The sequence below is a fragment of the Escherichia sp. 93.1518 genome (genome assembly GCF_013368915.2).
GTDB classification, from domain to species: domain Bacteria; phylum Pseudomonadota; class Gammaproteobacteria; order Enterobacterales; family Enterobacteriaceae; genus Escherichia; species Escherichia ruysiae.
In genome coordinates, this window is record NZ_JABWMT020000039.1 from 1 (window position 1) to 26,180 (window position 26,180).

General features: G+C 49.4%; 47 protein-coding genes and 1 pseudogene. 40 read left to right on the top strand and 8 right to left on the bottom strand.

The genetic code is table 11. The annotated features are described in order from the left end of the window. The 3 genes from HEN21_RS19910 to bfr all read left to right on the top strand — a co-directional run. Nucleotides 1-83 (top strand): EF-Tu C-terminal domain-related protein (locus HEN21_RS19910; protein ID WP_000340868.1); only part of this gene is annotated, 83 nt, incomplete at its 5' end. A 182-nt stretch (nucleotides 84-265) separates the two neighbouring features. Next, nucleotides 266-460 (top strand): bacterioferritin-associated ferredoxin, encoded by a 195-nt coding sequence (gene bfd, locus HEN21_RS19915; protein WP_000289090.1) that lies wholly within the window; start codon nucleotides 266-268, stop codon nucleotides 458-460. Nucleotides 461-532: 72 nt separating this feature from the next. Further along, nucleotides 533-1,009, top strand: a complete 477-nt coding sequence (bfr, locus tag HEN21_RS19920) for a bacterioferritin (protein WP_000675515.1) — start codon at nucleotides 533-535, stop codon at nucleotides 1,007-1,009. Here the strand turns inward: bfr and HEN21_RS19925 are convergent. Continuing rightward, a pseudogene (locus HEN21_RS19925) lies at nucleotides 1,006-1,472 on the bottom strand (prepilin peptidase). The gene bfr and the pseudogene HEN21_RS19925 overlap by 4 nt on opposite strands. Nucleotides 1,473-1,850: 378 nt before the next feature. On the opposite strand from HEN21_RS19925, the gene rpsJ reads away from it, so the two are divergent. The 31 genes from rpsJ (at nucleotide 1,851) to arfA (ending at nucleotide 16,690) form a co-directional block, all read left to right on the top strand. Further along, the gene (rpsJ, locus tag HEN21_RS19930) at nucleotides 1,851-2,162 is read left to right on the top strand and encodes a 30S ribosomal protein S10 (protein WP_001181004.1); all 312 of its coding nucleotides are present in this window, start codon (nucleotides 1,851-1,853) and stop codon (nucleotides 2,160-2,162) included. Between the two features lie 32 nt (nucleotides 2,163-2,194). Continuing rightward, nucleotides 2,195-2,824 (top strand): 50S ribosomal protein L3, encoded by a 630-nt coding sequence (gene rplC / locus HEN21_RS19935; RefSeq protein WP_000579833.1) that lies wholly within the window; start codon nucleotides 2,195-2,197, stop codon nucleotides 2,822-2,824. Nucleotides 2,825-2,834: 10 nt separating this feature from the next. Then, nucleotides 2,835-3,440 carry a 50S ribosomal protein L4 gene (gene rplD, locus HEN21_RS19940; RefSeq protein ID WP_000424395.1) on the top strand — a complete coding sequence of 202 codons (606 nt, stop codon included), beginning with the start codon at nucleotides 2,835-2,837 and terminating at the stop codon, nucleotides 3,438-3,440. Then, nucleotides 3,437-3,739: a 50S ribosomal protein L23 gene (gene rplW, locus HEN21_RS19945; RefSeq protein WP_000617544.1), complete on the top strand. Its 303-nt coding sequence runs from the start codon at nucleotides 3,437-3,439 to the stop codon at nucleotides 3,737-3,739. The genes rplD and rplW overlap by 4 nt, the downstream gene beginning before the upstream one ends. Before the next feature lie 17 nt (nucleotides 3,740-3,756). Next, on the top strand, nucleotides 3,757-4,578 hold the full coding sequence (gene rplB / locus HEN21_RS19950) for a 50S ribosomal protein L2 (RefSeq protein ID WP_000301864.1): 822 nt from the start codon (nucleotides 3,757-3,759) through the stop codon (nucleotides 4,576-4,578). Nucleotides 4,579-4,594: 16 nt separating this feature from the next. Next, nucleotides 4,595-4,873 carry a 30S ribosomal protein S19 gene (gene rpsS / locus HEN21_RS19955; protein ID WP_001138117.1) on the top strand — a complete coding sequence of 93 codons (279 nt, stop codon included), beginning with the start codon at nucleotides 4,595-4,597 and terminating at the stop codon, nucleotides 4,871-4,873. A 14-nt stretch (nucleotides 4,874-4,887) separates the two neighbouring features. Next, on the top strand, nucleotides 4,888-5,220 hold the full coding sequence (gene rplV / locus HEN21_RS19960; RefSeq protein ID WP_000447529.1) for a 50S ribosomal protein L22: 333 nt from the start codon (nucleotides 4,888-4,890) through the stop codon (nucleotides 5,218-5,220). A gap of 17 nt (nucleotides 5,221-5,237) precedes the next feature. Further along, entirely contained in the window at nucleotides 5,238-5,939 is a 702-nt protein-coding gene (gene rpsC, locus HEN21_RS19965; protein ID WP_079791342.1) for a 30S ribosomal protein S3, read from the top strand. A gap of 12 nt (nucleotides 5,940-5,951) precedes the next feature. Then, the gene (gene rplP, locus HEN21_RS19970) at nucleotides 5,952-6,362 is read left to right on the top strand and encodes a 50S ribosomal protein L16 (protein ID WP_000941212.1); all 411 of its coding nucleotides are present in this window, start codon (nucleotides 5,952-5,954) and stop codon (nucleotides 6,360-6,362) included. Beyond that, on the top strand, nucleotides 6,362-6,553 hold the full coding sequence (gene rpmC, locus HEN21_RS19975) for a 50S ribosomal protein L29 (protein ID WP_000644741.1): 192 nt from the start codon (nucleotides 6,362-6,364) through the stop codon (nucleotides 6,551-6,553). Before rplP ends, rpmC begins: the two co-directional genes overlap by 1 nt. Then, nucleotides 6,553-6,807 carry a 30S ribosomal protein S17 gene (gene rpsQ, locus HEN21_RS19980; protein WP_000130100.1) on the top strand — a complete coding sequence of 85 codons (255 nt, stop codon included), beginning with the start codon at nucleotides 6,553-6,555 and terminating at the stop codon, nucleotides 6,805-6,807. Before rpmC ends, rpsQ begins: the two co-directional genes overlap by 1 nt. 164 nt (nucleotides 6,808-6,971) lie before the next feature. Beyond that, nucleotides 6,972-7,343, top strand: coding sequence for a 50S ribosomal protein L14 (rplN, locus tag HEN21_RS19985; RefSeq protein WP_000613955.1), 372 nt, complete (start codon nucleotides 6,972-6,974; stop codon nucleotides 7,341-7,343). A 10-nt stretch (nucleotides 7,344-7,353) separates the two neighbouring features. Next, on the top strand, nucleotides 7,354-7,668 hold the full coding sequence (gene rplX / locus HEN21_RS19990; RefSeq protein ID WP_000729185.1) for a 50S ribosomal protein L24: 315 nt from the start codon (nucleotides 7,354-7,356) through the stop codon (nucleotides 7,666-7,668). Nucleotides 7,669-7,682: 14 nt separating this feature from the next. Then, complete coding sequence (gene rplE, locus HEN21_RS19995) at nucleotides 7,683-8,222, top strand: 50S ribosomal protein L5 (RefSeq protein WP_001096200.1); 540 nt, start codon at nucleotides 7,683-7,685, stop codon at nucleotides 8,220-8,222. A gap of 14 nt (nucleotides 8,223-8,236) precedes the next feature. After that, a complete protein-coding gene (gene rpsN / locus HEN21_RS20000; RefSeq protein ID WP_001118930.1) occupies nucleotides 8,237-8,542 on the top strand; it encodes a 30S ribosomal protein S14 in 306 nt (101 codons plus the stop codon). A gap of 33 nt (nucleotides 8,543-8,575) precedes the next feature. Beyond that, on the top strand, nucleotides 8,576-8,968 hold the full coding sequence (rpsH, locus tag HEN21_RS20005; protein ID WP_000062611.1) for a 30S ribosomal protein S8: 393 nt from the start codon (nucleotides 8,576-8,578) through the stop codon (nucleotides 8,966-8,968). Nucleotides 8,969-8,980: 12 nt separating this feature from the next. After that, a complete protein-coding gene (gene rplF, locus HEN21_RS20010; RefSeq protein ID WP_000091945.1) occupies nucleotides 8,981-9,514 on the top strand; it encodes a 50S ribosomal protein L6 in 534 nt (177 codons plus the stop codon). 9 nt (nucleotides 9,515-9,523) lie between these two features. Beyond that, a complete protein-coding gene (rplR, locus tag HEN21_RS20015; RefSeq protein ID WP_000358960.1) occupies nucleotides 9,524-9,877 on the top strand; it encodes a 50S ribosomal protein L18 in 354 nt (117 codons plus the stop codon). Nucleotides 9,878-9,891: 14 nt separating this feature from the next. After that, nucleotides 9,892-10,395: a 30S ribosomal protein S5 gene (gene rpsE / locus HEN21_RS20020; RefSeq protein ID WP_000940122.1), complete on the top strand. Its 504-nt coding sequence runs from the start codon at nucleotides 9,892-9,894 to the stop codon at nucleotides 10,393-10,395. Nucleotides 10,396-10,398: 3 nt separating this feature from the next. Continuing rightward, the gene (rpmD, locus tag HEN21_RS20025; RefSeq protein ID WP_001140433.1) at nucleotides 10,399-10,578 is read left to right on the top strand and encodes a 50S ribosomal protein L30; all 180 of its coding nucleotides are present in this window, start codon (nucleotides 10,399-10,401) and stop codon (nucleotides 10,576-10,578) included. Between the two features lie 3 nt (nucleotides 10,579-10,581). Further along, on the top strand, nucleotides 10,582-11,016 hold the full coding sequence (rplO, locus tag HEN21_RS20030) for a 50S ribosomal protein L15 (RefSeq protein WP_001238917.1): 435 nt from the start codon (nucleotides 10,582-10,584) through the stop codon (nucleotides 11,014-11,016). 7 nt (nucleotides 11,017-11,023) lie between these two features. Beyond that, nucleotides 11,024-12,355: a preprotein translocase subunit SecY gene (gene secY, locus HEN21_RS20035; protein WP_001118861.1), complete on the top strand. Its 1,332-nt coding sequence runs from the start codon at nucleotides 11,024-11,026 to the stop codon at nucleotides 12,353-12,355. Between the two features lie 31 nt (nucleotides 12,356-12,386). Continuing rightward, nucleotides 12,387-12,503, top strand: a complete 117-nt coding sequence (rpmJ, locus tag HEN21_RS20040) for a 50S ribosomal protein L36 (protein ID WP_000868187.1) — start codon at nucleotides 12,387-12,389, stop codon at nucleotides 12,501-12,503. Nucleotides 12,504-12,649: 146 nt separating this feature from the next. After that, nucleotides 12,650-13,006, top strand: coding sequence for a 30S ribosomal protein S13 (rpsM, locus tag HEN21_RS20045; RefSeq protein ID WP_000090775.1), 357 nt, complete (start codon nucleotides 12,650-12,652; stop codon nucleotides 13,004-13,006). A gap of 16 nt (nucleotides 13,007-13,022) precedes the next feature. After that, the gene (rpsK, locus tag HEN21_RS20050; protein ID WP_001029684.1) at nucleotides 13,023-13,412 is read left to right on the top strand and encodes a 30S ribosomal protein S11; all 390 of its coding nucleotides are present in this window, start codon (nucleotides 13,023-13,025) and stop codon (nucleotides 13,410-13,412) included. Between the two features lie 33 nt (nucleotides 13,413-13,445). Further along, nucleotides 13,446-14,066: a 30S ribosomal protein S4 gene (gene rpsD, locus HEN21_RS20055; RefSeq protein ID WP_000135224.1), complete on the top strand. Its 621-nt coding sequence runs from the start codon at nucleotides 13,446-13,448 to the stop codon at nucleotides 14,064-14,066. A 25-nt stretch (nucleotides 14,067-14,091) separates the two neighbouring features. Beyond that, on the top strand, nucleotides 14,092-15,081 hold the full coding sequence (locus HEN21_RS20060; protein ID WP_001162094.1) for a DNA-directed RNA polymerase subunit alpha: 990 nt from the start codon (nucleotides 14,092-14,094) through the stop codon (nucleotides 15,079-15,081). A 40-nt stretch (nucleotides 15,082-15,121) separates the two neighbouring features. Beyond that, nucleotides 15,122-15,505, top strand: coding sequence for a 50S ribosomal protein L17 (gene rplQ / locus HEN21_RS20065; RefSeq protein ID WP_001216368.1), 384 nt, complete (start codon nucleotides 15,122-15,124; stop codon nucleotides 15,503-15,505). A gap of 106 nt (nucleotides 15,506-15,611) precedes the next feature. Continuing rightward, the gene (locus HEN21_RS20070) at nucleotides 15,612-15,980 is read left to right on the top strand and encodes a DnaJ family domain-containing protein (protein ID WP_000266524.1); all 369 of its coding nucleotides are present in this window, start codon (nucleotides 15,612-15,614) and stop codon (nucleotides 15,978-15,980) included. Between the two features lie 10 nt (nucleotides 15,981-15,990). Continuing rightward, nucleotides 15,991-16,416, top strand: a complete 426-nt coding sequence (zntR, locus tag HEN21_RS20075; RefSeq protein ID WP_000285594.1) for a Zn(2+)-responsive transcriptional regulator — start codon at nucleotides 15,991-15,993, stop codon at nucleotides 16,414-16,416. A 55-nt stretch (nucleotides 16,417-16,471) separates the two neighbouring features. Further along, nucleotides 16,472-16,690 (top strand): alternative ribosome-rescue factor ArfA, encoded by a 219-nt coding sequence (gene arfA / locus HEN21_RS20080; RefSeq protein ID WP_105287315.1) that lies wholly within the window; start codon nucleotides 16,472-16,474, stop codon nucleotides 16,688-16,690. On the opposite strand, the gene mscL is transcribed toward arfA, so the two are convergent. From mscL to def, 5 genes are all read right to left on the bottom strand, one after another. Continuing rightward, nucleotides 16,687-17,097 carry a large-conductance mechanosensitive channel protein MscL gene (gene mscL / locus HEN21_RS20085; protein ID WP_000022446.1) on the bottom strand — a complete coding sequence of 137 codons (411 nt, stop codon included), beginning with the start codon at nucleotides 17,095-17,097 and terminating at the stop codon, nucleotides 16,687-16,689. The genes arfA and mscL overlap by 4 nt on opposite strands. A 129-nt stretch (nucleotides 17,098-17,226) precedes the next feature. Next, complete coding sequence (gene trkA / locus HEN21_RS20090; RefSeq protein WP_000691382.1) at nucleotides 17,227-18,603, bottom strand: Trk system potassium transporter TrkA; 1,377 nt, start codon at nucleotides 18,601-18,603, stop codon at nucleotides 17,227-17,229. Between the two features lie 21 nt (nucleotides 18,604-18,624). Then, entirely contained in the window at nucleotides 18,625-19,914 is a 1,290-nt protein-coding gene (gene rsmB, locus HEN21_RS20095) for a 16S rRNA (cytosine(967)-C(5))-methyltransferase RsmB (RefSeq protein WP_105287314.1), read from the bottom strand. Between the two features lie 45 nt (nucleotides 19,915-19,959). Continuing rightward, nucleotides 19,960-20,907, bottom strand: coding sequence for a methionyl-tRNA formyltransferase (fmt, locus tag HEN21_RS20100; RefSeq protein ID WP_016159507.1), 948 nt, complete (start codon nucleotides 20,905-20,907; stop codon nucleotides 19,960-19,962). A 14-nt stretch (nucleotides 20,908-20,921) separates the two neighbouring features. Next, nucleotides 20,922-21,431 (bottom strand): peptide deformylase, encoded by a 510-nt coding sequence (gene def / locus HEN21_RS20105; protein ID WP_000114984.1) that lies wholly within the window; start codon nucleotides 21,429-21,431, stop codon nucleotides 20,922-20,924. Between the two features lie 129 nt (nucleotides 21,432-21,560). Here def and dprA point away from each other — a divergent pair, with 129 nt between their 5' ends. Genes dprA through HEN21_RS20135 form a run of 6 tightly spaced genes read left to right on the top strand, consistent with a single transcriptional unit; the run spans nucleotide 21,561 to nucleotide 25,355 of the window. Continuing rightward, on the top strand, nucleotides 21,561-22,685 hold the full coding sequence (gene dprA, locus HEN21_RS20110; protein ID WP_105286031.1) for a DNA-protecting protein DprA: 1,125 nt from the start codon (nucleotides 21,561-21,563) through the stop codon (nucleotides 22,683-22,685). Continuing rightward, entirely contained in the window at nucleotides 22,657-23,130 is a 474-nt protein-coding gene (gene smg / locus HEN21_RS20115; protein WP_000460672.1) for a DUF494 family protein Smg, read from the top strand. Before dprA ends, smg begins: the two co-directional genes overlap by 29 nt. 28 nt (nucleotides 23,131-23,158) lie before the next feature. Continuing rightward, the gene (locus tag HEN21_RS20120; RefSeq protein ID WP_010357255.1) at nucleotides 23,159-23,701 is read left to right on the top strand and encodes a DNA topoisomerase family protein; all 543 of its coding nucleotides are present in this window, start codon (nucleotides 23,159-23,161) and stop codon (nucleotides 23,699-23,701) included. 4 nt (nucleotides 23,702-23,705) lie between these two features. Next, entirely contained in the window at nucleotides 23,706-24,278 is a 573-nt protein-coding gene (gene tsaC, locus HEN21_RS20125) for an L-threonylcarbamoyladenylate synthase type 1 TsaC (protein WP_176252087.1), read from the top strand. 4 nt (nucleotides 24,279-24,282) lie between these two features. Further along, nucleotides 24,283-25,101: a shikimate dehydrogenase gene (gene aroE, locus HEN21_RS20130; RefSeq protein ID WP_176252088.1), complete on the top strand. Its 819-nt coding sequence runs from the start codon at nucleotides 24,283-24,285 to the stop codon at nucleotides 25,099-25,101. Beyond that, entirely contained in the window at nucleotides 25,098-25,355 is a 258-nt protein-coding gene (locus HEN21_RS20135) for a DUF1488 family protein (protein WP_001070587.1), read from the top strand. The genes aroE and HEN21_RS20135 overlap by 4 nt, the downstream gene beginning before the upstream one ends. Here HEN21_RS20135 and HEN21_RS20140 read toward each other — a convergent pair. Next, nucleotides 25,331-25,885, bottom strand: a complete 555-nt coding sequence (locus HEN21_RS20140; protein ID WP_123058483.1) for a gamma carbonic anhydrase family protein — start codon at nucleotides 25,883-25,885, stop codon at nucleotides 25,331-25,333. The genes HEN21_RS20135 and HEN21_RS20140 overlap by 25 nt on opposite strands. Before the next feature lie 46 nt (nucleotides 25,886-25,931). After that, nucleotides 25,932-26,180, bottom strand: a 249-nt coding sequence (locus HEN21_RS22880) for a hypothetical protein (protein ID WP_207106162.1), incomplete at its 5' end; no start/stop codon positions are given.

Below are 26,180 nucleotides of genomic sequence, written 5' to 3' on the forward strand. Positions count from 1 at the left end.
CGATGGACGACGGTCTGCGTTTCGCAATCCGTGAAGGCGGCCGTACCGTTGGCGCGGGCGTTGTAGCTAAAGTTCTGAGCTAATTACTCGTTAATTAGTTTTGAATTGAAAAGGGCGCTTCGGCGCCCTTTTTGCTGCCCGTAATTTGAGCTCGAAATATTTAGTCGTAATTTCGCTCGCCGAACTGTGGCGCAAATAAAACTGTGCTATTGTAATCATAACTATTCTCATTTACACTTTGCGCAGAATTTGAACGGGAGTAATCATGTACGTTTGTTTGTGTAATGGTGTAAGTGACAAAAAAATTCGCCAGGCAGTCCGTCAGTTTCATCCTCAGTCTTTCCAACAATTACGCAAGTTTATTCCTGTGGGAAATCAATGTGGTAAGTGCATTCGCGCCGCACGCGAAGTGATGCAGGACGAGTTGATGCAGATGCCAGAATTTAAAGAGATTGCCTGAAGCTCACGCTTATTTTTTGACATCCCGCTAGCCCCATCTACGCTCTAATAGTGGAAGCGGAGGGACTATAAAATGAAAGGTGATGTTAAAATCATAAATTATCTCAATAAACTATTGGGAAATGAGCTTGTCGCAATCAATCAGTATTTTCTCCATGCCCGAATGTTTAAAAACTGGGGCCTGATGCGTCTCAATGACGTCGAATACCATGAATCTATCGATGAGATGAAACACGCAGATAAATATATCGAGCGTATTTTGTTCTTAGAAGGAATCCCAAACTTACAGGATTTAGGCAAGCTGGGGATTGGTGAAGATGTTGAAGAGATGCTGCAATCCGACCTGCGATTAGAGCTGGAAGGTGCGAAGGATCTCCGTGAGGCTATCGCTTATGCCGACAGCGTTCATGACTATGTTAGCCGCGATATGATGATCGAGATCCTTGCAGATGAAGAAGGTCATATCGACTGGCTCGAAACTGAACTGGATCTCATCGGTAAAATCGGCCTACAGAATTACCTGCAATCACAAATTAAAGTTAAAGATTAACTGCCTGTCAGCAAACTATCCCAGCCAACAACGAAACCCGCAGCCGCCAGAAATGGTCCAAAAGGCAGCGGGTTTTTTAATGATTCTTTTCCTCTCATGAGCAGACCAATAACTACGGCTCCGCAAGCGAATGAGGCAGCAAGGAAAACCAGCCGTGGTAAGAAGGCCCATGTATGCCAGGCGCCAAGGGCGGCGAGAAATTTCACATCGCCATAGCCTAATCCTTCTTTATGTCGCAGTATGCGATAGCCCCAATAAATAACAGCGAATGCGCCGTAACCGATAATCGCCCCCCATAATGCATCGGCTAACCCGGCAGGCTGACAAACTTGATAGAACAAAAGACCAGACCAGAGTAACGGGCAAGTAAATCTGTCAGGTAACAAGCCATGCTTTGCATCCCAGAAAAAAGTAGGGCTGATAAACAAGCGTACAAAATCAGAAAGGGAAGGGTAGCGTCCATAAAATATCCTCTGTAGTTGGAGTATCACCATCGAATAACTTCGGATACTCAGCAACAGAGAAATCGCTGCTTTGTTAATCTGGTTCCGGTGAAAAACGTTATCTTCACAACCTTACAAATTTCGTGGAATGCAGCTCGCAATCTGCGCGTTGCGATTAATTTCTACGCGATGCTTGCGTCAGGCTCAGATTTACGTATAATGCGCGGGCTTGTCGTAGTTGACAGCAGGTTCGATCTGAACCTCAGTTAGCCGAATTTGGCTACCTAACAATGCTCCCAATCGGGGAGCTACGTAAGAACGGTTACACTCTCCCATCAATCGTAATGGGTCTGAGGAGTAATCATTTTCGTTTATAAAATAATTGGAGCTCTGGTCTCATGCAGAACCAAAGAATCCGTATCCGCCTGAAAGCGTTTGATCATCGTCTGATCGATCAAGCAACCGCGGAAATCGTCGAGACTGCCAAGCGCACTGGTGCGCAGGTCCGTGGTCCGATCCCGCTGCCGACACGCAAAGAGCGTTTTACCGTTCTGATCTCCCCGCACGTCAACAAAGACGCGCGCGATCAGTACGAAATCCGTACTCACTTGCGTCTGGTTGACATCGTTGAGCCAACCGAGAAAACCGTTGATGCTCTGATGCGTCTGGATCTGGCTGCCGGTGTAGACGTGCAGATCAGCCTGGGTTAATCAGGTCATTGAGCGATTGAGAGGTTGAAACAATGATTGGTTTAGTCGGTAAAAAAGTGGGTATGACCCGTATCTTCACAGAAGACGGCGTTTCTATCCCAGTAACCGTAATCGAAGTTGAAGCAAACCGCGTTACTCAGGTTAAAGACCTGGCTAACGATGGCTACCGTGCTATTCAGGTAACCACCGGTGCTAAAAAAGCTAACCGTGTGACCAAGCCTGAAGCTGGCCACTTCGCTAAAGCTGGCGTAGAAGCTGGCCGTGGTCTGTGGGAATTCCGCCTGGCTGAAGGCGAAGAGTTCACTGTAGGTCAGAGCATTAGCGTCGAACTGTTTGCTGACGTTAAAAAAGTTGACGTAACTGGCACCTCTAAAGGTAAAGGTTTCGCAGGTACCGTTAAGCGCTGGAACTTCCGTACCCAGGACGCTACTCACGGTAACTCCTTGTCTCACCGCGTTCCGGGTTCTATCGGTCAGAACCAGACTCCGGGCAAAGTGTTCAAAGGCAAGAAAATGGCAGGTCAGATGGGTAACGAACGTGTAACCGTTCAGAGCCTTGACGTAGTACGCGTTGACGCTGAGCGCAACCTGCTGCTGGTTAAAGGTGCTGTTCCGGGTGCAACCGGTAGCGACCTGATCGTTAAACCAGCTGTGAAGGCGTAAGGAGATAGCAATGGAATTAGTATTGAAAGACGCGCAGAGCGCGCTGACTGTTTCCGAAACTACCTTCGGTCGTGATTTCAACGAAGCGCTGGTTCACCAGGTTGTTGTTGCTTATGCAGCTGGTGCTCGTCAGGGTACTCGTGCTCAGAAGACTCGTGCTGAAGTAACTGGTTCCGGTAAAAAACCGTGGCGCCAGAAAGGCACCGGCCGTGCGCGTTCTGGTTCTATCAAGAGCCCGATTTGGCGTTCTGGTGGCGTGACCTTCGCTGCTCGTCCGCAGGACCACAGTCAAAAAGTTAACAAGAAGATGTACCGCGGCGCGCTGAAAAGCATCCTGTCCGAACTGGTACGTCAGGATCGTCTGATCGTTGTCGAGAAGTTCTCTGTAGAAGCGCCGAAAACCAAGCTGCTGGCACAGAAACTGAAAGACATGGCTCTGGAAGATGTGCTGATCATCACCGGTGAGCTGGACGAAAACCTGTTCCTGGCTGCGCGCAACCTGCACAAGGTTGACGTACGCGATGCAACTGGTATCGACCCGGTTAGCCTGATCGCCTTCGACAAAGTCGTAATGACTGCTGATGCTGTTAAGCAAGTTGAGGAGATGCTGGCATGATTCGTGAAGAACGTCTGCTGAAGGTGCTGCGTGCACCGCACGTTTCTGAAAAAGCGTCTACTGCGATGGAAAAATCCAACACCATCGTACTCAAAGTTGCTAAAGACGCGACCAAAGCAGAAATCAAAGCTGCTGTGCAGAAACTGTTTGAAGTCGAAGTCGAAGTCGTTAACACCCTGGTAGTTAAAGGGAAAGTTAAACGTCACGGACAGCGTATCGGTCGTCGTAGCGACTGGAAAAAAGCTTACGTCACCCTGAAAGAAGGCCAGAATCTGGACTTCGTTGGCGGCGCTGAGTAAGTCGGAGGAGTAATACAATGGCAGTTGTTAAATGTAAACCGACATCTCCGGGTCGTCGCCACGTAGTTAAAGTGGTTAACCCTGAGCTGCACAAGGGCAAACCTTTTGCTCCGTTGCTGGAAAAAAACAGCAAATCCGGTGGTCGTAACAACAATGGCCGTATCACCACTCGTCATATCGGTGGTGGCCACAAGCAGGCTTACCGTATTGTTGACTTCAAACGCAACAAAGACGGTATCCCGGCAGTTGTTGAACGTCTTGAGTACGATCCGAACCGTTCCGCGAACATCGCGCTGGTTCTGTACAAAGACGGTGAACGCCGTTACATCCTGGCCCCTAAAGGCCTGAAAGCTGGCGACCAGATTCAGTCTGGCGTTGATGCTGCAATCAAACCAGGTAACACCCTGCCGATGCGCAACATCCCGGTTGGTTCTACTGTTCACAACGTAGAAATGAAACCAGGTAAAGGCGGTCAGCTGGCACGTTCCGCTGGTACTTACGTTCAGATCGTTGCTCGCGATGGTGCTTATGTCACCCTGCGTCTGCGTTCTGGTGAAATGCGTAAAGTAGAAGCAGACTGCCGTGCAACTCTGGGCGAAGTTGGCAATGCTGAGCATATGCTGCGCGTTCTGGGTAAAGCAGGTGCTGCACGCTGGCGTGGTGTTCGTCCTACCGTTCGCGGTACTGCGATGAACCCGGTAGACCACCCACATGGTGGTGGTGAAGGTCGTAACTTTGGTAAGCACCCGGTAACCCCGTGGGGCGTTCAGACCAAAGGTAAGAAGACCCGCAGCAACAAGCGTACTGATAAATTTATCGTACGTCGCCGTAGCAAATAATTTTAGAGGATAAGCCATGCCACGTTCTCTCAAGAAAGGTCCTTTTATTGACCTGCACTTGCTGAAGAAGGTAGAGAAAGCGGTGGAAAGCGGAGACAAGAAGCCCCTGCGCACTTGGTCCCGTCGTTCAACGATCTTTCCTAACATGATCGGTTTGACCATCGCTGTCCATAATGGTCGTCAGCACGTTCCGGTATTTGTAACCGACGAAATGGTTGGTCACAAACTGGGTGAATTCGCACCGACTCGTACTTATCGCGGCCATGCTGCTGATAAAAAAGCGAAAAAGAAATAAGGTAGGAGGAAGAGATGGAAACTATCGCTAAACATCGCCATGCTCGTTCTTCTGCTCAGAAGGTTCGCCTTGTTGCTGACCTGATTCGCGGTAAGAAAGTGTCGCAGGCTCTGGATATTCTGACCTACACCAATAAGAAAGCGGCTGTACTGGTTAAGAAAGTTCTGGAATCTGCCATTGCTAACGCTGAACACAACGATGGCGCTGACATTGACGATCTGAAAGTTACGAAAATTTTCGTAGACGAAGGCCCGAGCATGAAGCGCATTATGCCGCGTGCAAAAGGTCGTGCAGATCGCATCCTGAAGCGCACCAGCCACATCACTGTGGTTGTGTCCGATCGCTGAGACTCTGGAGACTAGCAATGGGTCAGAAAGTACATCCTAATGGTATTCGCCTGGGTATTGTAAAACCATGGAACTCTACCTGGTTTGCGAACACCAAAGAATTCGCTGACAACCTGGACAGCGATTTTAAAGTACGTCAGTACCTGACTAAGGAACTGGCTAAAGCGTCCGTATCTCGTATCGTTATCGAGCGTCCGGCTAAGAGCATCCGTGTAACCATTCACACTGCTCGCCCGGGTATCGTTATCGGTAAGAAAGGTGAAGACGTAGAAAAACTGCGTAAGGTCGTAGCGGACATCGCTGGCGTTCCTGCACAGATCAACATCGCCGAAGTTCGTAAGCCTGAACTGGACGCAAAACTGGTTGCTGACAGCATCACTTCTCAGCTGGAACGTCGCGTAATGTTCCGTCGTGCTATGAAGCGTGCTGTACAGAACGCAATGCGTCTGGGCGCTAAAGGTATTAAAGTTGAAGTTAGCGGCCGTCTGGGCGGCGCGGAAATCGCACGTACCGAATGGTACCGCGAAGGTCGCGTACCGCTGCACACTCTGCGTGCTGACATCGACTACAACACCTCTGAAGCGCACACCACTTACGGTGTAATCGGCGTTAAAGTGTGGATCTTCAAAGGCGAGATCCTGGGTGGTATGGCTGCTGTTGAACAACCGGAAAAACCGGCTGTACAACCTAAAAAGCAGCAGCGTAAAGGCCGTAAATAAGGAGCGTCGCTGATGTTACAACCAAAGCGTACAAAATTCCGTAAAATGCACAAAGGCCGTAACCGCGGTCTGGCGCAGGGTACGGATGTTAGCTTCGGCAGCTTCGGTCTGAAAGCTGTTGGCCGTGGTCGTCTGACTGCCCGTCAGATCGAAGCAGCACGTCGTGCTATGACCCGTGCAGTTAAGCGTCAAGGTAAGATCTGGATCCGTGTGTTCCCGGACAAACCGATCACTGAAAAGCCGCTGGCAGTGCGTATGGGTAAAGGTAAAGGTAACGTGGAGTATTGGGTTGCCTTGATTCAGCCGGGTAAAGTCCTGTATGAAATGGACGGTGTTCCGGAAGAGCTGGCCCGTGAAGCATTCAAGCTGGCAGCAGCGAAACTGCCGATTAAAACCACCTTTGTAACTAAGACGGTGATGTAATGAAAGCAAAAGAGCTGCGTGAGAAGAGCGTTGAAGAGCTGAACACCGAGCTGCTGAACCTGCTGCGTGAGCAGTTCAACCTGCGTATGCAGGCTGCAAGTGGCCAGCTGCAACAGTCTCACCTGTTGAAGCAAGTGCGTCGCGATGTCGCACGCGTTAAGACTTTACTGAACGAGAAGGCGGGTGCGTAATGACCGATAAAATCCGTACTCTGCAAGGTCGCGTTGTTAGCGACAAAATGGAGAAATCCATTGTTGTTGCTATCGAACGTTTTGTGAAACACCCGATCTACGGTAAATTCATCAAGCGTACGACCAAACTGCACGTACATGACGAGAACAACGAATGCGGTATCGGTGACGTGGTTGAAATCCGCGAATGCCGTCCGCTGTCCAAGACTAAATCCTGGACGCTGGTTCGCGTTGTAGAGAAAGCGGTTCTGTAATACAGTACACTCTCTCGATACGAATAAACGGCTCAGAAATGAGCCGTTTATTTTTTCTACCCATATCTTTGAAGCGGTGTTATAATGCCGCGCCCTCGATATGGGGATTTTTAACGACCTGATTTTCGGGTCTCAGTAGTAGTTGACATTAGCGGAGCACTAAAATGATCCAAGAACAGACTATGCTGAACGTCGCCGACAACTCCGGTGCACGTCGCGTAATGTGTATCAAGGTTCTGGGTGGCTCGCACCGTCGCTACGCAGGCGTAGGCGACATCATCAAGATCACCATCAAAGAAGCAATTCCGCGTGGTAAGGTCAAAAAAGGTGATGTGCTGAAGGCGGTAGTGGTGCGCACCAAGAAGGGTGTTCGTCGCCCGGACGGTTCTGTCATTCGCTTCGATGGTAATGCTTGTGTTCTTCTGAACAACAACAGCGAGCAGCCTATCGGTACGCGTATTTTTGGGCCGGTAACTCGTGAGCTTCGTAGTGAGAAGTTCATGAAAATTATCTCTCTGGCACCAGAAGTACTCTAAGGAGCGAATCATGGCAGCGAAAATCCGTCGTGATGACGAAGTTATCGTGTTAACCGGTAAAGATAAAGGTAAACGCGGTAAAGTTAAGAATGTCCTGTCTTCCGGCAAGGTCATTGTTGAAGGTATCAACCTGGTTAAGAAACACCAGAAGCCGGTTCCGGCTCTGAACCAACCGGGTGGCATCGTTGAAAAAGAAGCCGCTATTCAGGTTTCCAACGTAGCAATCTTCAATGCGGCAACCGGCAAGGCTGACCGTGTAGGCTTTAGATTCGAAGACGGTAAAAAAGTCCGTTTCTTCAAGTCTAACAGCGAAACTATCAAGTAATTTGGAGTAGTACGATGGCGAAACTGCATGATTACTACAAAGACGAAGTAGTTAAAAAACTCATGACTGAGTTTAACTACAATTCTGTCATGCAAGTCCCTCGGGTCGAGAAGATCACCCTGAACATGGGTGTTGGTGAAGCGATCGCTGACAAAAAACTGCTGGATAACGCAGCAGCAGACCTGGCAGCAATCTCCGGTCAAAAACCGCTGATCACCAAAGCACGCAAATCTGTTGCAGGCTTCAAAATCCGTCAGGGCTATCCGATCGGCTGTAAAGTAACTCTGCGTGGCGAACGCATGTGGGAGTTCTTTGAGCGCCTGATCACTATTGCTGTACCTCGTATCCGTGACTTCCGTGGCCTGTCCGCTAAGTCTTTCGACGGTCGTGGTAACTACAGCATGGGTGTCCGTGAGCAGATCATCTTCCCAGAAATCGACTACGATAAAGTCGACCGCGTTCGTGGTTTGGATATTACCATTACCACTACTGCGAAATCTGACGAAGAAGGCCGTGCTCTGCTGGCTGCCTTTGACTTCCCGTTCCGCAAGTAAGGTAGGGTTACTAAATGGCTAAGCAATCAATGAAAGCACGCGAAGTAAAACGCGTAGCTTTAGCTGATAAATACTTCGCGAAACGCGCTGAACTGAAAGCGATCATCTCTGATGTGAACGCTTCCGACGAAGATCGTTGGAATGCTGTTCTCAAGCTGCAGACTCTGCCGCGTGATTCCAGCCCGTCTCGTCAGCGTAACCGCTGCCGTCAAACAGGTCGTCCGCATGGTTTCCTGCGGAAGTTCGGGTTGAGCCGTATTAAGGTCCGTGAAGCCGCTATGCGCGGTGAAATCCCGGGTCTGAAAAAGGCTAGCTGGTAATTGTCACCAATTGAATCACGGGAGTAAAGACAGATGAGCATGCAAGATCCGATCGCGGATATGCTGACCCGTATCCGTAACGGTCAGGCCGCGAACAAAGCTGCGGTCACCATGCCTTCCTCCAAGCTGAAAGTGGCAATCGCCAACGTGCTGAAGGAAGAAGGTTTTATTGAAGATTTTAAAGTTGAAGGCGACACCAAGCCTGAACTGGAACTGACTCTTAAGTATTTCCAGGGCAAAGCTGTTGTAGAAAGCATTCAGCGTGTCAGCCGCCCAGGTCTGCGCATCTATAAACGTAAAGATGAGCTGCCGAAAGTTATGGCGGGTCTGGGTATCGCAGTTGTTTCTACCTCTAAAGGTGTTATGACTGATCGTGCAGCGCGCCAGGCTGGTCTTGGTGGCGAAATTATCTGCTACGTAGCCTAATCGGAGGAAAAAATGTCTCGTGTTGCTAAAGCACCGGTCGTTGTTCCTGCCGGCGTTGATGTAAAAATCAACGGTCAGGTTATTACGATCAAAGGTAAAAACGGCGAGCTGACTCGTACTCTCAACGATGCTGTTGAAGTTAAACATGCAGATAATACCCTGACCTTCGGTCCGCGTGATGGTTACGCAGACGGTTGGGCTCAGGCTGGTACCGCGCGTGCCCTGCTGAACTCAATGGTTATCGGTGTTACCGAAGGCTTCACTAAGAAGCTGCAGCTGGTTGGTGTAGGTTACCGTGCAGCGGTTAAAGGCAATGTGATTAACCTGTCTCTGGGTTTCTCTCATCCTGTTGACCATCAGCTGCCTGCGGGTATCACTGCTGAATGTCCGACTCAGACTGAAATCGTGCTGAAAGGCGCTGATAAGCAGGTGATCGGTCAGGTTGCAGCGGATCTGCGCGCCTACCGTCGTCCTGAGCCTTACAAAGGCAAGGGTGTTCGTTACGCCGACGAAGTCGTGCGTACCAAAGAGGCTAAGAAGAAGTAAGGTAACACTATGGATAAGAAATCTGCTCGTATCCGTCGTGCGACCCGCGCACGCCGCAAGCTCCAGGAGCTGGGCGCAACTCGCCTGGTGGTACATCGTACCCCGCGTCACATTTACGCACAGGTAATTGCACCGAACGGTTCTGAAGTTCTGGTAGCTGCTTCTACTGTAGAAAAAGCTATCGCTGAACAACTGAAGTACACCGGTAACAAAGACGCGGCTGCAGCTGTGGGTAAAGCTGTCGCTGAACGCGCTCTGGAAAAAGGCATCAAAGATGTATCCTTTGACCGTTCCGGGTTCCAATATCATGGTCGTGTCCAGGCACTGGCAGATGCTGCCCGTGAAGCTGGCCTTCAGTTCTAAGGTAGAGGTGTAAGATGGCTCACATCGAAAAACAAGCTGGCGAACTGCAGGAAAAGCTGATCGCGGTAAACCGCGTATCTAAAACCGTTAAAGGTGGTCGTATTTTCTCCTTCACAGCTCTGACTGTAGTTGGTGATGGTAACGGTCGCGTTGGTTTTGGTTACGGTAAAGCGCGTGAAGTTCCAGCAGCGATCCAGAAAGCGATGGAAAAAGCCCGTCGCAATATGATTAACGTCGCGCTGAATAACGGCACTCTGCAACACCCTGTTAAAGGTGTTCACACGGGTTCTCGCGTATTCATGCAGCCGGCTTCCGAAGGTACCGGTATCATCGCCGGTGGTGCAATGCGCGCCGTTCTGGAAGTCGCTGGGGTTCATAACGTTCTGGCTAAAGCATATGGTTCCACCAACCCGATCAACGTGGTTCGTGCAACTATTGATGGCCTGGAAAATATGAGTTCTCCAGAAATGGTCGCTGCCAAGCGTGGTAAATCCGTTGAAGAAATTCTGGGGAAATAAACCATGGCAAAGACTATTAAAATTACTCAAACCCGCAGTGCAATCGGTCGTCTGCCGAAACACAAGGCAACGCTGCTTGGCCTGGGTCTGCGTCGTATTGGTCACACCGTAGAGCGCGAGGATACTCCTGCTATTCGCGGTATGATCAACGCGGTTTCCTTCATGGTTAAAGTTGAGGAGTAAGAGATGCGTTTAAATACTCTGTCTCCGGCCGAAGGCTCCAAAAAGGCGGGTAAACGCCTGGGTCGTGGTATCGGTTCTGGCCTCGGTAAAACCGGTGGTCGTGGTCACAAAGGTCAGAAATCTCGTTCTGGCGGTGGCGTACGTCGCGGTTTCGAAGGTGGTCAGATGCCTCTGTACCGTCGTCTGCCGAAATTCGGCTTCACTTCTCGTAAAGCAGCGATTACAGCCGAAGTTCGTCTGTCTGACCTGGCTAAAGTAGAAGGCGGTGTTGTAGACCTGAATACGCTGAAAGCGGCTAACATTATCGGTATCCAGATCGAGTTCGCGAAAGTGATCCTGGCTGGCGAAGTAACTACTCCGGTAACTGTTCGTGGCCTGCGTGTTACTAAAGGCGCTCGTGCTGCTATCGAAGCTGCTGGCGGTAAAATCGAGGAATAAGTAGCAGATGGCTAAACAACCGGGATTAGATTTTCAAAGTGCCAAAGGTGGCTTAGGCGAGCTGAAACGCAGACTGCTGTTTGTTATCGGTGCGCTGATTGTGTTCCGTATTGGCTCTTTTATTCCGATCCCTGGTATTGATGCCGCTGTACTTGCCAAACTGCTTGAGCAACAGCGAGGCACCATCATTGAGATGTTTAACATGTTCTCTGGTGGTGCTCTCAGCCGTGCTTCTATCTTTGCTCTGGGGATCATGCCGTATATTTCGGCGTCGATCATTATCCAGCTGCTGACGGTGGTTCACCCAACGCTGGCAGAAATTAAGAAAGAAGGGGAGTCTGGTCGTCGTAAGATCAGCCAGTACACCCGTTACGGTACTCTGGTGCTGGCAATATTCCAGTCGATCGGTATTGCTACCGGTCTGCCGAATATGCCTGGTATGCAAGGCCTGGTTATTAACCCGGGCTTTGCATTCTACTTCACCGCTGTTGTAAGTCTGGTCACGGGAACCATGTTCCTGATGTGGTTGGGCGAACAGATCACTGAACGAGGTATCGGCAACGGTATTTCAATCATTATCTTCGCCGGTATTGTCGCGGGACTCCCGCCAGCCATTGCCCATACTATCGAGCAAGCGCGTCAAGGCGACCTGCACTTCCTCGTGTTGCTGTTGGTTGCAGTATTAGTATTTGCAGTGACGTTCTTTGTTGTATTTGTTGAGCGTGGTCAACGCCGCATTGTGGTAAACTACGCGAAACGTCAGCAAGGTCGTCGTGTCTATGCTGCACAGAGCACACATTTACCGCTGAAAGTGAATATGGCGGGGGTAATCCCGGCAATCTTCGCTTCCAGTATTATTCTGTTCCCGGCGACCATCGCGTCATGGTTCGGGGGCGGTACTGGTTGGAACTGGCTGACAACAATTTCGCTGTATTTGCAGCCTGGGCAACCGCTTTATGTGTTACTCTATGCGTCTGCAATCATCTTCTTCTGTTTCTTCTACACGGCGTTGGTTTTCAACCCGCGTGAAACAGCAGATAACCTGAAGAAGTCCGGTGCATTTGTACCAGGAATTCGTCCGGGAGAGCAAACGGCGAAGTATATCGATAAAGTAATGACCCGTCTGACCCTGGTTGGTGCGTTGTACATTACCTTTATCTGCCTGATCCCGGAGTTCATGCGTGATGCAATGAAAGTACCGTTCTACTTCGGTGGGACCTCACTGCTTATCGTTGTTGTCGTGATTATGGACTTTATGGCTCAAGTGCAAACTCTGATGATGTCCAGTCAGTATGAGTCTGCATTGAAGAAGGCGAACCTGAAAGGCTACGGCCGATAATTGGTCGCCCGAGAAGTTACGGAGAGTAAAAATGAAAGTTCGTGCTTCCGTCAAGAAATTATGCCGTAACTGCAAAATCGTTAAGCGTGATGGTGTCATCCGTGTGATTTGCAGTGCCGAGCCGAAGCATAAACAGCGCCAAGGCTGATTTATTCGCATATTTTTCTTGCAAAGTTGGGTTGAGCTGGCTAGATTAGCCAGCCAATCTTTTGTATGTCTGTGCGTTTCCATTTGAGTATCCTGAAAACGGGCTTTTCAGCATGGAACGTACATATTAAATAGTAGGAGTGCATAGTGGCCCGTATAGCAGGCATTAACATTCCTGATCATAAGCATGCCGTAATCGCATTAACTTCGATTTATGGCGTCGGCAAGACCCGTTCCAAAGCCATCCTGGCTGCAGCGGGTATCGCTGAAGATGTTAAGATCAGTGAGCTGTCTGAAGGACAAATCGACACGCTGCGTGACGAAGTTGCCAAATTTGTCGTTGAAGGTGATCTGCGCCGTGAAATCAGCATGAGCATCAAGCGCCTGATGGATCTTGGTTGCTATCGCGGTTTGCGTCATCGTCGTGGTCTCCCGGTTCGCGGTCAGCGTACCAAGACCAACGCACGTACCCGTAAGGGTCCGCGCAAACCGATCAAGAAATAATCGGGGTGATTGAATAATGGCAAAGGCACCAATTCGTGCACGTAAACGTGTAAGAAAACAAGTCTCTGACGGCGTGGCTCATATCCATGCTTCTTTCAACAACACCATCGTGACTATCACTGATCGTCAGGGTAACGCGTTGGGTTGGGCAACTGCCGGTGGTTCCGGTTTCCGTGGTTCTCGCAAATCCACTCCGTTTGCAGCTCAGGTTGCAGCAGAGCGTTGCGCTGACGCCGTGAAAGAATACGGCATCAAGAATCTGGAAGTTATGGTTAAAGGTCCGGGTCCAGGCCGCGAATCTACTATTCGTGCTCTGAACGCCGCAGGTTTCCGCATCACTAACATTACTGATGTGACTCCGATCCCTCATAACGGTTGTCGTCCGCCGAAAAAACGTCGCGTATAACGCTTCGTTTTCCAGGTTTGTTGGAGAAAGAAAATGGCAAGATATTTGGGTCCTAAGCTCAAGCTGAGCCGTCGTGAGGGCACCGACTTATTCCTTAAGTCTGGCGTTCGCGCGATCGATACCAAGTGTAAAATTGAACAAGCTCCTGGCCAGCACGGTGCGCGTAAACCGCGTCTGTCTGACTATGGTGTGCAGTTGCGTGAAAAGCAAAAAGTTCGCCGTATCTATGGTGTGCTGGAGCGTCAGTTCCGTAACTACTATAAAGAAGCAGCACGTCTGAAAGGCAACACCGGTGAAAACCTGTTGGCTCTGCTGGAAGGTCGTCTGGACAACGTTGTATACCGTATGGGCTTCGGTGCCACTCGTGCAGAAGCACGTCAGCTGGTTAGCCATAAAGCAATTATGGTAAACGGTCGTGTTGTTAACATCGCTTCTTATCAGGTTAGTCCGAATGACGTTGTAAGCATTCGTGAGAAAGCGAAGAAGCAGTCTCGCGTGAAAGCCGCTCTGGAGCTGGCTGAGCAGCGTGAAAAGCCAACCTGGCTGGAAGTTGATGCTGGCAAGATGGAAGGTACGTTTAAGCGTAAGCCGGAGCGTTCTGATCTGTCTGCGGACATTAACGAACACCTGATCGTCGAGCTTTACTCTAAGTAAAGCTTAGTACCAAAGAGAGGACACAATGCAGGGTTCTGTGACAGAGTTTCTAAAACCGCGCCTGGTTGATATCGAGCAAGTGAGTTCGACGCACGCCAAGGTGACCCTTGAGCCTTTAGAGCGTGGCTTTGGCCATACTCTGGGTAACGCACTGCGCCGTATTCTGCTCTCATCGATGCCGGGTTGCGCGGTGACCGAGGTTGAGATTGATGGTGTACTACATGAGTACAGCACCAAAGAAGGCGTTCAGGAAGATATCCTGGAAATCCTGCTCAACCTGAAAGGGCTGGCGGTGAGAGTTCAGGGCAAAGATGAAGTTATTCTTACCTTGAATAAATCTGGCATTGGCCCTGTGACTGCAGCCGATATCACCCACGACGGTGATGTCGAAATCGTCAAGCCGCAGCACGTGATCTGCCACCTGACCGATGAGAACGCGTCTATTAGCATGCGTATCAAAGTTCAGCGCGGTCGTGGTTATGTGCCGGCTTCTACCCGAATTCATTCGGAAGAAGATGAGCGCCCAATCGGCCGTCTGCTGGTCGACGCATGCTACAGCCCTGTAGAGCGTATTGCCTACAATGTTGAAGCAGCGCGTGTAGAACAGCGTACCGACCTGGACAAGCTGGTCATCGAAATGGAAACCAACGGCACAATCGATCCTGAAGAGGCGATTCGTCGTGCGGCAACCATTCTGGCTGAACAACTGGAAGCTTTCGTTGACTTACGTGATGTACGTCAGCCGGAAGTGAAAGAAGAGAAACCAGAGTTCGATCCGATCCTGCTGCGCCCTGTTGACGATCTGGAATTGACTGTCCGCTCTGCTAACTGCCTTAAAGCAGAAGCTATCCACTATATCGGTGATCTGGTACAGCGTACCGAGGTTGAGCTCCTTAAAACGCCTAACCTTGGTAAAAAATCTCTTACTGAGATTAAAGACGTGCTGGCTTCCCGTGGACTGTCTCTGGGTATGCGCCTGGAAAACTGGCCACCGGCAAGCATCGCTGACGAGTAACCGGATCACAGGTTAAGGTTTTACTGAGAAGGATAAGGTCATGCGCCATCGTAAGAGTGGTCGTCAACTGAACCGCAACAGCAGCCATCGCCAGGCTATGTTCCGCAATATGGCAGGTTCACTGGTTCGTCATGAAATCATCAAGACGACTCTGCCTAAAGCGAAAGAGCTGCGCCGCGTAGTTGAGCCGCTGATTACTCTTGCCAAGACTGATAGCGTTGCTAATCGTCGTCTGGCATTCGCCCGTACTCGTGATAACGAGATCGTGGCAAAACTGTTTAACGAACTGGGCCCGCGTTTCGCGAGCCGTGCCGGTGGTTACACTCGTATTCTGAAGTGTGGTTTCCGTGCAGGCGACAACGCGCCGATGGCTTACATCGAGCTGGTTGATCGTTCAGAGAAAGCAGAAGCTGCTGCAGAGTAATCTGAAGCAACGTAAAAAAACCCGCCCCGGCGGGTTTTTTTATACCTGTAGTATCCCCACTTATCTACAATAGCTGTACTCTTTTTGTTCATCCCCTGGAGTATTTATGTGGTTACTTGACCAGTGGGCAGAGCGCCATATATCAGAAGCGCAAGCGAAAGGTGAGTTTGATAACCTGCCAGGTAGCGGCGAACCATTGATACTTGATGATGATTCCCACGTGCCACCGGAATTACGTGCGGGGTATCGCTTGTTGAAGAATGCCGGTTACTTACCTCCAGAACTTGAACAGCGAAAGGAGGCAATTCAACTTATGGATATCCTCAAAGGCATTCGCCAGGACGATCCGCAATATCATGAGATTAGTCGTCGGTTGTTATTACTGGAGTTAAAGCTGCGACAAGCAGGATTGAGCACCGATTTTTTACGTGGCGTGTATGCTGAAAAATTGTTGAATAAAATCAATGATAACTAATGGAGTAAATATGTATCGCATTGGTGAGCTGGCAAAACTTGCGGAAGTAACGCCTGACACGATTCGTTATTACGAAAAGCAACAAATGATGGATCATGAAGTACGTACCGAAGGTGGTTTTCGTCTTTATACCGAAAGCGATCTCCGACGTTTGAAGTTTATTCGTCACGCCAGACAGCTCGGTTTCAGCCTTGAGTCGATCCGAGAATTACTGTCGATCCGTATCGATCCTGAACACCATACCTGTCAGGAATCAAAAGGCATTGTGCAGGAAAGATTACAGGAAGTGGAAGCGCGGATAGCCGAGTTGCAGAGTATGCAACGTTCTCTGCAACGGCTTAATGATGCCTGTTGTGGGACGGCTCATAGCAGCGTTTATTGCTCGATTCTTGAAGCTCTTGAGCAAGGAGCGAGTGGCGTTAAGAGTGGCTGTTGATTTATTGCACTGGCGGGATTACACTCGCGCCGTTAAACAACCAACTGGAGTTTTTATGAGCCGATATCAGCATACTAAAGGGCAGATAAAGGATAATGCGATAGAAGCATTACTGCATGACCCCCTGTTCAGACAACGCGTAGAGAAAAATAAAAAAGGGAAAGGCAGCTATATGCGAAAAGGAAAACATGCCAATCGGGGGAACTGGGAGGCCAGTGGCAAGAAAGTGAATCGCTTTTTTACCACTGGCCTTCTGCTTTCTGGCGCTTGTTAAGAGCGGTTATTCTGCTCTTTCAGCAAATCACGAATTTCTGTCAGTAATACTTCTTCTTTAGTTGGTGCTGGAGCCGCCGCCGGTTCTTCTTTTTTCCGATTCAGTTTGTTGATTAGCTTAATCGCCATAAAGATGGCAAAGGCAACAATCAGAAAATCAAATACGTTTTGAATGAAGACGCCGTAATGCATAACAACAGCGGGTACATCCCCCTGCGCATCGCGTAATGTGACAGCAAACTGTTTAAAGTCGATCCCGCCAATTAATAAACCCAGTGGCGGCATGATGATATCAGCAACCAGTGAAGAGACGATCTTACCGAATGCCGCGCCGATAATGACACCCACTGCCAAATCCACCACGTTCCCGCGCATCGCAAATTCGCGAAATTCTTTAATAATGCTCATGTTATTCTCCCTATGAAACTGACATTTATAAGTCTAACAAATGTTAAGCCATTTTCCTGCCTGGAATGAATTTAATTAATCCTTGATAATCAAAGGGAAATAATAAGGCGTCATTAGACGCCTTATTAATTACAAAAAGAAAGGGCTTGGCTGGAAGAGTCTTTCGACGTCGGTAATAAACTTTTTATCTGTGAGGAACATAATTACGTGATCGCCTTGCTCAATGCGTAAATTATCATTAGCAATCATCACGTCGTTTCCACGTACCACCGCACCGATAATTGTCCCAGGCGGCAGTTTAATTTCATCAATAACCCGACCAACAACACGAGAAGTGCTCTCATCACCGTGAGCAACAGCTTCAATAGCTTCAGCCACACCGCGACGGAGTGAGGAAACACCAACAATATCAGCTTTTCGCACATGACTGAGCAACGCAGAAATAGTTGCCTGTTGCGGTGAAATAGCAATATCGATCACGCTTCCTTGAACCAGATCCACATAAGCGCGACGCTGGATCAACACCATCACCTTTTTCGCCCCCATACGTTTGGCAAGCATGGCGGACATGATATTGGCTTCGTCATCGTTGGTGACGGCAATAAACAGATCAACTTGATCAATATGTTCTTCAGCCAGCAGTTCCTGATCCGACGCATCGCCAAAAAAGACGATCGTATTCTGCAACTTTTCCGCCAATTCGGCTGCGCGCTGCTGATTACGTTCGATGAGTTTGACGCTGTAATCTTTTTCCAGACGACGCGCCAGTCCAGCGCCGATGTTGCCGCCGCCTACCAGCATAATCCGCTTATACGGTTTTTCCAGACGTTGTAATTCGCTCATCACCGCGCGGATATGTTGTGAAGCGGCAATAAAGAACACTTCATCACCAGCTTCAACGATGGTCGAACCTTGCGGACGAATGGGGCGATCGTGGCGGAAAATTGCTGCCACACGAGTATCGATATGTGGCATATGTTCGCGCATGGTCGAAAGTGCATTACCAATCAGCGGGCCACCATAATAGGCTTTAACCACAGCCAGGCTGACTTTACCCTCAGCGAAGTTCACCACCTGCAATGCGCCGGGATATTCAATCAGTCGGTAAATATTATCGATAACCAACTGCTCTGGTGCGATCAGATGATCAATCGGTACGGCATCAGAATGGAATAGCTTATCAGCATCTCGAACGTAGTCCGGCGAGCGGATACGAGCGATGCGATTAGGGGTGTTGAAAAGTGAGTAGGCTACCTGGCAGGCAACCATATTAGTTTCATCTGAACTGGTTACAGCAACCAGCATATCGGCGTCGTCGGCACCGGCCTCCCGCAATACGCGTGGATGAGAGCCATGCCCCTGCACAACACGCAGGTCAAATTTATCCTGCAAGGTCCGCAGACGCTCACCATTAGTATCGACAACGGTAATATCGTTGTTCTCACCAACCAGGTTCTCCGCCAGCGTGCCGCCAACCTGACCGGCACCCAGAATGATAATTTTCATCAGTCGCGACCCGTTATCTCATCACTTTTTGATTAGCTTAGCGTAAAAGAAGCCGTCGCCTTCTTCGGAGCCTGGCAGATTTTGCTTACCAGGTTGCTCTGGTGTTCCGGTTTCGCAAAGTACGGCATCATCCGTACGTTGCAAAAAGGCTTTAATCTGCTGGCTGTTCTCTTCCGGTAACACCGAACAGGTGGCATAAACCAGGGTTCCACCGGATTTTAAATGCGGCCAGATGGCGTCAAGAATTTCAGACTGCAACTGCGCGAGTTCCGGGATATCGCGGTCGCGACGCAACCATTTAATATCCGGATGGCGACGAATTACACCGGTCGCCGAACAAGGCGCATCTAATAAAATGCGATCAAACTGTTGCTCGCCGCACCATTGGGAAGGGTAACGGCCATCACCTTGTTTCACGATTGCCTTCATACCAAGGCGTTTTAAATTGTCGTAAACGCGAGAAAGGCGCTGTTCGTCAATATCAACCGCCAGCACTTGCGCTTCTGGTGCCACCTCAAGGATATGTGTTGTTTTACCGCCGGGGGCGGCACAAAGATCCAGAATGTGTTCACCGTTTTGTGGAGCAAGCCAGGTCATGCAACCTTGTGCTGATGCATCCTGAACGGTAACCCATCCTTCTTCAAAACCTGGTAGCGCATGAACCGGCGCGGGTGTTTCCAGGCGTACAGCATCCGGGTAATCCGCATGTGGGAAGCCTTTCATGCCTGCTTCTTCCAGAAGTCCAATCCAGCTATCGCGGGAATGATGCGTACGATTAATGCGTAGCCACATCGGCGGGCGCTGGTTATTGGCTTCGACGATGGATTGCCACTGCTCTGGATATGCTTTTTGCAGACGCTTCAGCAACCAGGAAGGATGCAGATAACGTGCATCACTGGCATTAAACTCGGCTAATAACTCTTCTTGCTGACGCTGGAACTGGCGTAATACGCCGTTAATCAACCCTTTAAGCTGCGGGCGTTTAATCGCAACTGCGCCTTCAACTGTTTCCGCAAGCGCGGCGTGTGGCGGAATACGGGTATAAAGTAGTTGGTACAGTCCGACCATAATCAGGTAATGCACGGTCCGCTGTTTGCCGGTCATCGGACGGGCCATTAACTTATTAATCAGCCAGTCTAGCTGTGAGAGCGTACGCAGTACGCCAAAGCACAACTCTTGAAGAAGTGCTTTGTCTTTATCGGAAACTTTTTGCTGTAGCGGTGGCAGAATGTTGCTTAATGATTGCCCTTGCTCGACGACTTGTTCAATGGCCTGGGCCGCCATGCTACGTAAATTACGTTGTTTTTTCATAAGTATAAAAATGCCCGGCAAGACCGGGCTTAGAAGAGTGGACTATCAGGCCAGACGGTTGCCCGGAACAAACCATTCCCGACGAGAATTCAGGAGGTCTTGCGCGCTCATCGCTTTCTTACCCGCAGGTTGTAACGAGAGCAGGTTCAGGATGCCATCACCAGTTGCAACCTGGATGCCTTGTTTGTTGGCTTCAAGGATCGTTCCTGGTGCGGCTTTGGTTGCCGTATCAATGACCGACGCTTTCCAGACTTTAACCGGTTGTCCTTCAATTTCCAGCCAGCTCATTGGCCATGGATTGAAAGCGCGAATGCAGCGTTCAAGTTGGGCTGCCGAAAGCGACCAGTCAATACGCGCTTCTTCTTTACTCAACTTTTCAGCGTAAGTGACAAGAGTTTCGTCCTGAACTTCTGGTTTCGCCGTGCCGTCTGCCAGTTGTTTCAACGTGGTGATAAGCCCTTGTGGGCCAAGCTCTGCCAGTTTGTCGTACAGCGTACCACTGGTATCTTCTGCGGTAATCGGGCAGGAGAGTTTATAAAGCATGTCGCCGGTGTCCAAACCGACATCCATTTGCATAATGGTCACGCCAGTTTCTGCATCACCCGCCCATAACGAACGTTGGATTGGCGCGGCACCGCGCCAGCGAGGCAGCAGTGAACCGTGAACATTGATACAGCCGAGACGTGGCATCTCCAGCACAGCTTTAGGCAGAATCAGCCCATAAGCGACGACGACCATAACATCAGCTTGCAGATCGGCGACCAGTTGCTGGTTTTCTTGTGGACGCAAGGAAACAGGCTGAAAAATGGGTAAGCCTTTTTCTTCAGCCAGCACTTTGACCGGACTGGGCATCAGCTTTTTGCCGCGTCCTGCTGGTCGGTCAGGTTGGGTAAACACGCCAACAACGTTATGTCCAGAAGACAACAGCGCGTCAAGATGACGCGCTGCAAAGTCAGGTGTACCCGCAAAAATAATACGTAGTGATTCTGACACGTTAATTCTTATCCTTAAGCCCGGGCTTTCAGACGATCCAGTTTTTCAACTTTCTGACGAATACGTTGTTGTTTCAGCGGTGACAGGTAATCCATAAACAGTTTGCCAACCAGATGATCCATCTCATGCTGAATACAGATGGCTAACAGACCGTCTGCTTCCAGTTCAAATGGTTTACCGTCGCGGTCCAGGGCGCGAATTTTCACTTTCTCTGCGCGCGGTACTAAAGCACGTTGTTCAGGGATCGACAGGCAACCTTCTTCAATGCCTGTTTCGCCGCTTTTTTCTAAAAGCTCCGGATTGATTAACACCAACCGTTCGTCACGGTTTTCCGAAACATCAATAACAATGATACGTTGATGGATATCAACCTGGGTTGCCGCCAGGCCAATACCTTCTTCTGCGTACATCGTCTCGAACATATCATCGACGATACGCTGAATTTCTGCATTCACTTCTTCTACCGGTTTAGCAACTTTGCGAAGCCGCTCGTCCGGAATATGTAACACTTGCAAAACTGACATAAATCTCCAGAGATGTGTTCAGGAGTTAGAAAGATTATTTCTTCTATTCTAGACAAATCCCCCTCTGATTGACAGCATCACTGACCAATCGCAAAGATTGCTAAGGCTGCTTATGGCAGGGAGATAAGGATGGTCGATACAGAAATTTGGCTGCGTCTGATGAGCATCAGCAGCTTGTACGGCGATGATATGGTCCGTATGGCTCACGCGTTGGCGAAACTACCACACATTGATGTTGTTATATTGCAACAAGTAGGGCTTTCCTTACGACAGGCACAGCGTTTCCTCTCTTTTTCGCAGAAGAGTCTGGATAGTGCGCTTATGTGGCTTGAGCAACCTAACCATCATTTTATCCCAGCGGATAGCGAATTTTACCCTCCTCAACTTCTCGCAACGGTTGATTATCCCGGAGCTCTGTTTGTTGCCGGGGAGCTTCCCGCATTGCGATCATTTCAGCTTGCCGTCGTGGGAAGTCGTGCTCATTCATGGTATGGCGAACGCTGGGGACGATTATTTTGCGAATCGCTGGCGACACGTGGCGTAACGATTACCAGTGGACTGGCGCGTGGAATCGATGGTGTGGCGCATAAAGCGGCGGTACAGGTAAATGGCGTTAGTATTGCGGTGCTGGGAAATGGACTCAATACCATTCATCCGCGTCGCCATATCCAACTCGCCGCTAGTCTGCTTGAACAGGGAGGCGCGATCGTTTCCGAATTTCCGCTGGATGTTCCACCACTGTCTTACAATTTCCCGCGAAGAAATCGCATTATCAGTGGTCTAAGTAAAGGTGTACTGGTGGTAGAAGCTGCTTTACGCAGTGGTTCTTTGGTGACAGCACGTTGTGCGCTTGAACAGGGGCGAGAAGTTTTTGCCTTGCCCGGTCCATTAGGGAGTCCGGGAAGCGAAGGGTCTCACTGGTTAATAAAACAAGGTGCGACTCTTGTGACGGAACCGGAAGAAATTCTGGAAAATTTGCAATACGGACTGCACTGGTTGCCAGATGCCCCTGAAAATTCATTTTATTCACCAGATCAGGAAGACGTGGCATTGCCATTTCCTGAGCTCCTGGCTAACGTAGGAGATGAGGTAACACCTGTTGACGTCGTCGCTGAACGTGCCGGCCAACCTGTGCCAGAGGTAGTTACTCAACTACTAGAACTGGAGTTAGCAGGGTGGATCGCAGCAGTACCCGGCGGCTATGTCCGATTGAGGAGGGCATGCCATGTTCGACGTACTAATGTATTTGTTTGAAACCTATATTCACACAGAAGCTGAGTTGCGTGTGGATCAAGACAAACTTGAACAGGATCTTACCGACGCAGGATTTGATCGAGAAGATATCTACAATGCCCTGCTTTGGCTGGAAAAGCTTGCTGATTATCAGGAAGGACTGGCAGAACCGATGCAACTGGCCTCTGATCCACTCTCCATGCGTATTTATACCCCTGAAGAGTGCGAAAGACTGGATGCCAGCTGTCGTGGATTTCTGCTTTTCCTTGAGCAAATTCAGGTGCTTAACCTTGAAACCCGTGAAATGGTGATAGAGCGAGTGCTCGCGCTGGATACCGCAGAGTTCGACCTGGAAGACCTGAAATGGGTAATCCTGATGGTGTTATTCAACATTCCGGGCTGCGAAAATGCGTACCAGCAAATGGAAGAATTACTCTTTGAAGTGAATGAAGGTATGCTGCATTAATTATTTCTTTAATTCAGCATAAGTTGTTATGGCGAAATCAGCACTGTTCACGGTGCGTAATAATGAGTCCTGCCCAAAGTGCGGGGCTGAACTGGTTATTCGATCCGGGAAACACGGTCCGTTTCTTGGATGCTCACAGTATCCGGCGTGTGACTACGTCCGTCCTCTGAAGTCTTCAGCGGATGGACATATCGTCAAAGTTCTGGAGGGGCAGGTTTGCCCTGTATGTAGCGCAAATCTGGTATTACGCCAGGGACGCTTTGGTATGTTTATTGGCTGCAGTAACTACCCTGAATGCGAACATACTGAACTTATTGATAAACCGGACGAAACGGCAATTACATGTCCCCAATGTCGGACGGGCCATCTGGTTCAGCGCCGCTCCCGTTATGGCAAAACATTCCACTCCTGTGATCGCTACCCGGAGTGTCAATTTGCTATTAACTTCAAACCAATAGCCGGAGAGTGCCCTGAGTGCCATTATCCGCTACTCATCGAAAAGAAAACCGCGCAGGGTGTTAAACATTTCTGTGCCAGTAAACAATGTGGAAAGCCGGTTTCGGCGGAATAATAACGTGAATAATAACCTGCAAGAAGACGCTATCGTGGCTGCGGTAGATGTCCTCAATGAAGAACGTGTCATCGCCTATCCAACGGAAGCCGTTTTCGGTGTCGGGTGCGATCCTGATAGCGAAACTGCAGTGATGCGACTGTTGGAGTTAAAACAGCGTCCGGTTGATAAGGGGCTGATTTTAATCGCGGCAAATTACGAGCAGCTCAAACCTTATATTGATGACAGTATGCTGACGGACGCGCAGCGTGAATCCATTTTTTCTCGCTGGCCAGGTCCTGTTACCTTTGTCTTTCCCGCGCCGGCGACAACACCGCGCTGGTTAACAGGCCGCTTTGATTCTCTTGCTGTACGAGTCACCGACCATCCGTTGGTGATTGCTTTGTGCCAGGCTTATGGTAAACCGCTGGTTTCTACCAGTGCCAACTTGAGTGGATTGCCACCTTGTCGAACAGTCGACGAAGTTCGCGCACAATTTGGTGTGGAGTTCCCGGTTGTGCCTGGTGAGACGGGGGGGCGTTTAAATCCTTCAGAAATCCGCGATGCCCTGACGGGTGAACTGTTTCGACAGGGGTAAGTTGATGGAAACCTATGCTGTTTTTGGTAATCCGATTGCACATAGCAAATCGCCATTCATTCATCGGCAATTTGCGCAGCAGCTGAATATTGAACATCCCTATGGGCGCGTGTTGGCACCCATTAATGATTTCATCAACACACTGAATGCATTCTTTGCCGCTGGTGGTAAAGGTGTAAATGTGACAGTGCCTTTTAAAGAAGAGGCTTTTGCCAGAGCGGATGAACTCACTGAACGGGCAGCATTGGCTGGCGCTGTTAATACCCTCAAGCGGTTAGAAGATGGACGCCTGCTGGGTGACAATACCGATGGCGTAGGTTTGTTAAGCGATCTGGAACGTCTCTCCTTTATCCGCTCTGGCTTACGTATTCTGCTTATTGGCGCTGGCGGGGCGTCTCGTGGCGTATTACTGCCGCTCCTTTCCCTGGACTGTGCGGTAACAATCACTAATCGGACGGTTTCCCGCGCGGAAGAGTTGGCAAAATTGTTTGCGCATACGGGCAGTGTTCAGGCGTTGGGTATGGACAAACTGGAAGGACATGAGTTCGATCTCATTATTAATGCAACATCCAGTGGCATTAGTGGCGATATTCCAGCGATTCCAGCATCGCTTATTCATCCAGATATTTGTTGTTATGACATGTTCTATCAGAAAGGGAAAACACCTTTTCTGACATGGTGTGAGCTGCAAGGCTCAAAGCGTAATGCTGATGGATTAGGGATGCTGGTGGCACAGGCGGCACATGCTTTCCTTCTTTGGCATGGTGTCCTGCCTGACGTAGAACCAGTTATCAAACAATTGCAACAGGAGTTGTCAGCGTGAATCAGGCCATCCAGTTTCCAGACAGGGAGGAGTGGAATGAGAGCAAAAAATGCGTATGTTTTCCCGCTCTGGTGAACGGTATGCAACTGACTTGTGCAATTACTGGCGAAAGTCTGGCGAATCGCTTTACAGGGGATACGCCAGAACAGTACTTAGCGAATTTTCGTCAGCATCGCTGGGACCTGGAAGAAGAAGCAGAAAGCTTAATTCAGGCTCAAAGCGAAGATGATCAAGGTTGGGTTTGGTTGCTTTGATCCAGATACTCGTCTTTCCATTTCACGTAGTTATTAGCTGAATAGCGTAACCCGGACTTTTCTTCATCAGTTAACGGGCGGATCTGCTTGACGGGGCTACCGAGATACAGATATCCGCTCTCCAGCCGTTTATTTTGTGGGACAAGGCTACCCGCCCCAATCATCACATCATCTTCTACTATTGCGCCATCAAGTAAAATTGAGCCCATCCCAACCAGCACACGATTGCCAATGGTGCAGCCGTGGAGCATCACTTTATGTCCAACCGTAACGTCTTCGCCGACGACCAACGGATTGCCTTGTGGATTAGCCGTTGATTTATGGGTCACGTGTAAAACGCTGCCATCCTGGATATTGGTTCGGGCGCCGATCTGAACATAATTAACATCACCACGAATTACAACAAGTGGCCAGATCCCCACATCATCGGCCAACCGAACATCACCAATAACCACACTACTACTGTCGATCATGACTCGCTGACCGATTTGTGGAAAAAGATCCCGGTATGGGCGTAGAGTGTCTGACATACTTACCTCAACGAAAAATGATTTATCTATGACTTTGGGTGCTTTATTAGCCTTGCGCAAGTGTTTTGCTATGTAAAAATGCGCCATTTTGCATGTGAATGCAGCAAAAAGGATGAAAAAACAACAAACAGAAAAAAAGATCAAAAAAGTGCTTGTGCAAAAAATTGGGATCCCTATAATGCGCCTCCGTTGAGACGACAACGTGAAACACTTCACAAGATGGTCGTAACAACGAAGAGAAAAAATCCTGAAATTCAGGGTTGACTCTGAAAGAGGAAAGCGTAATATACGCCAC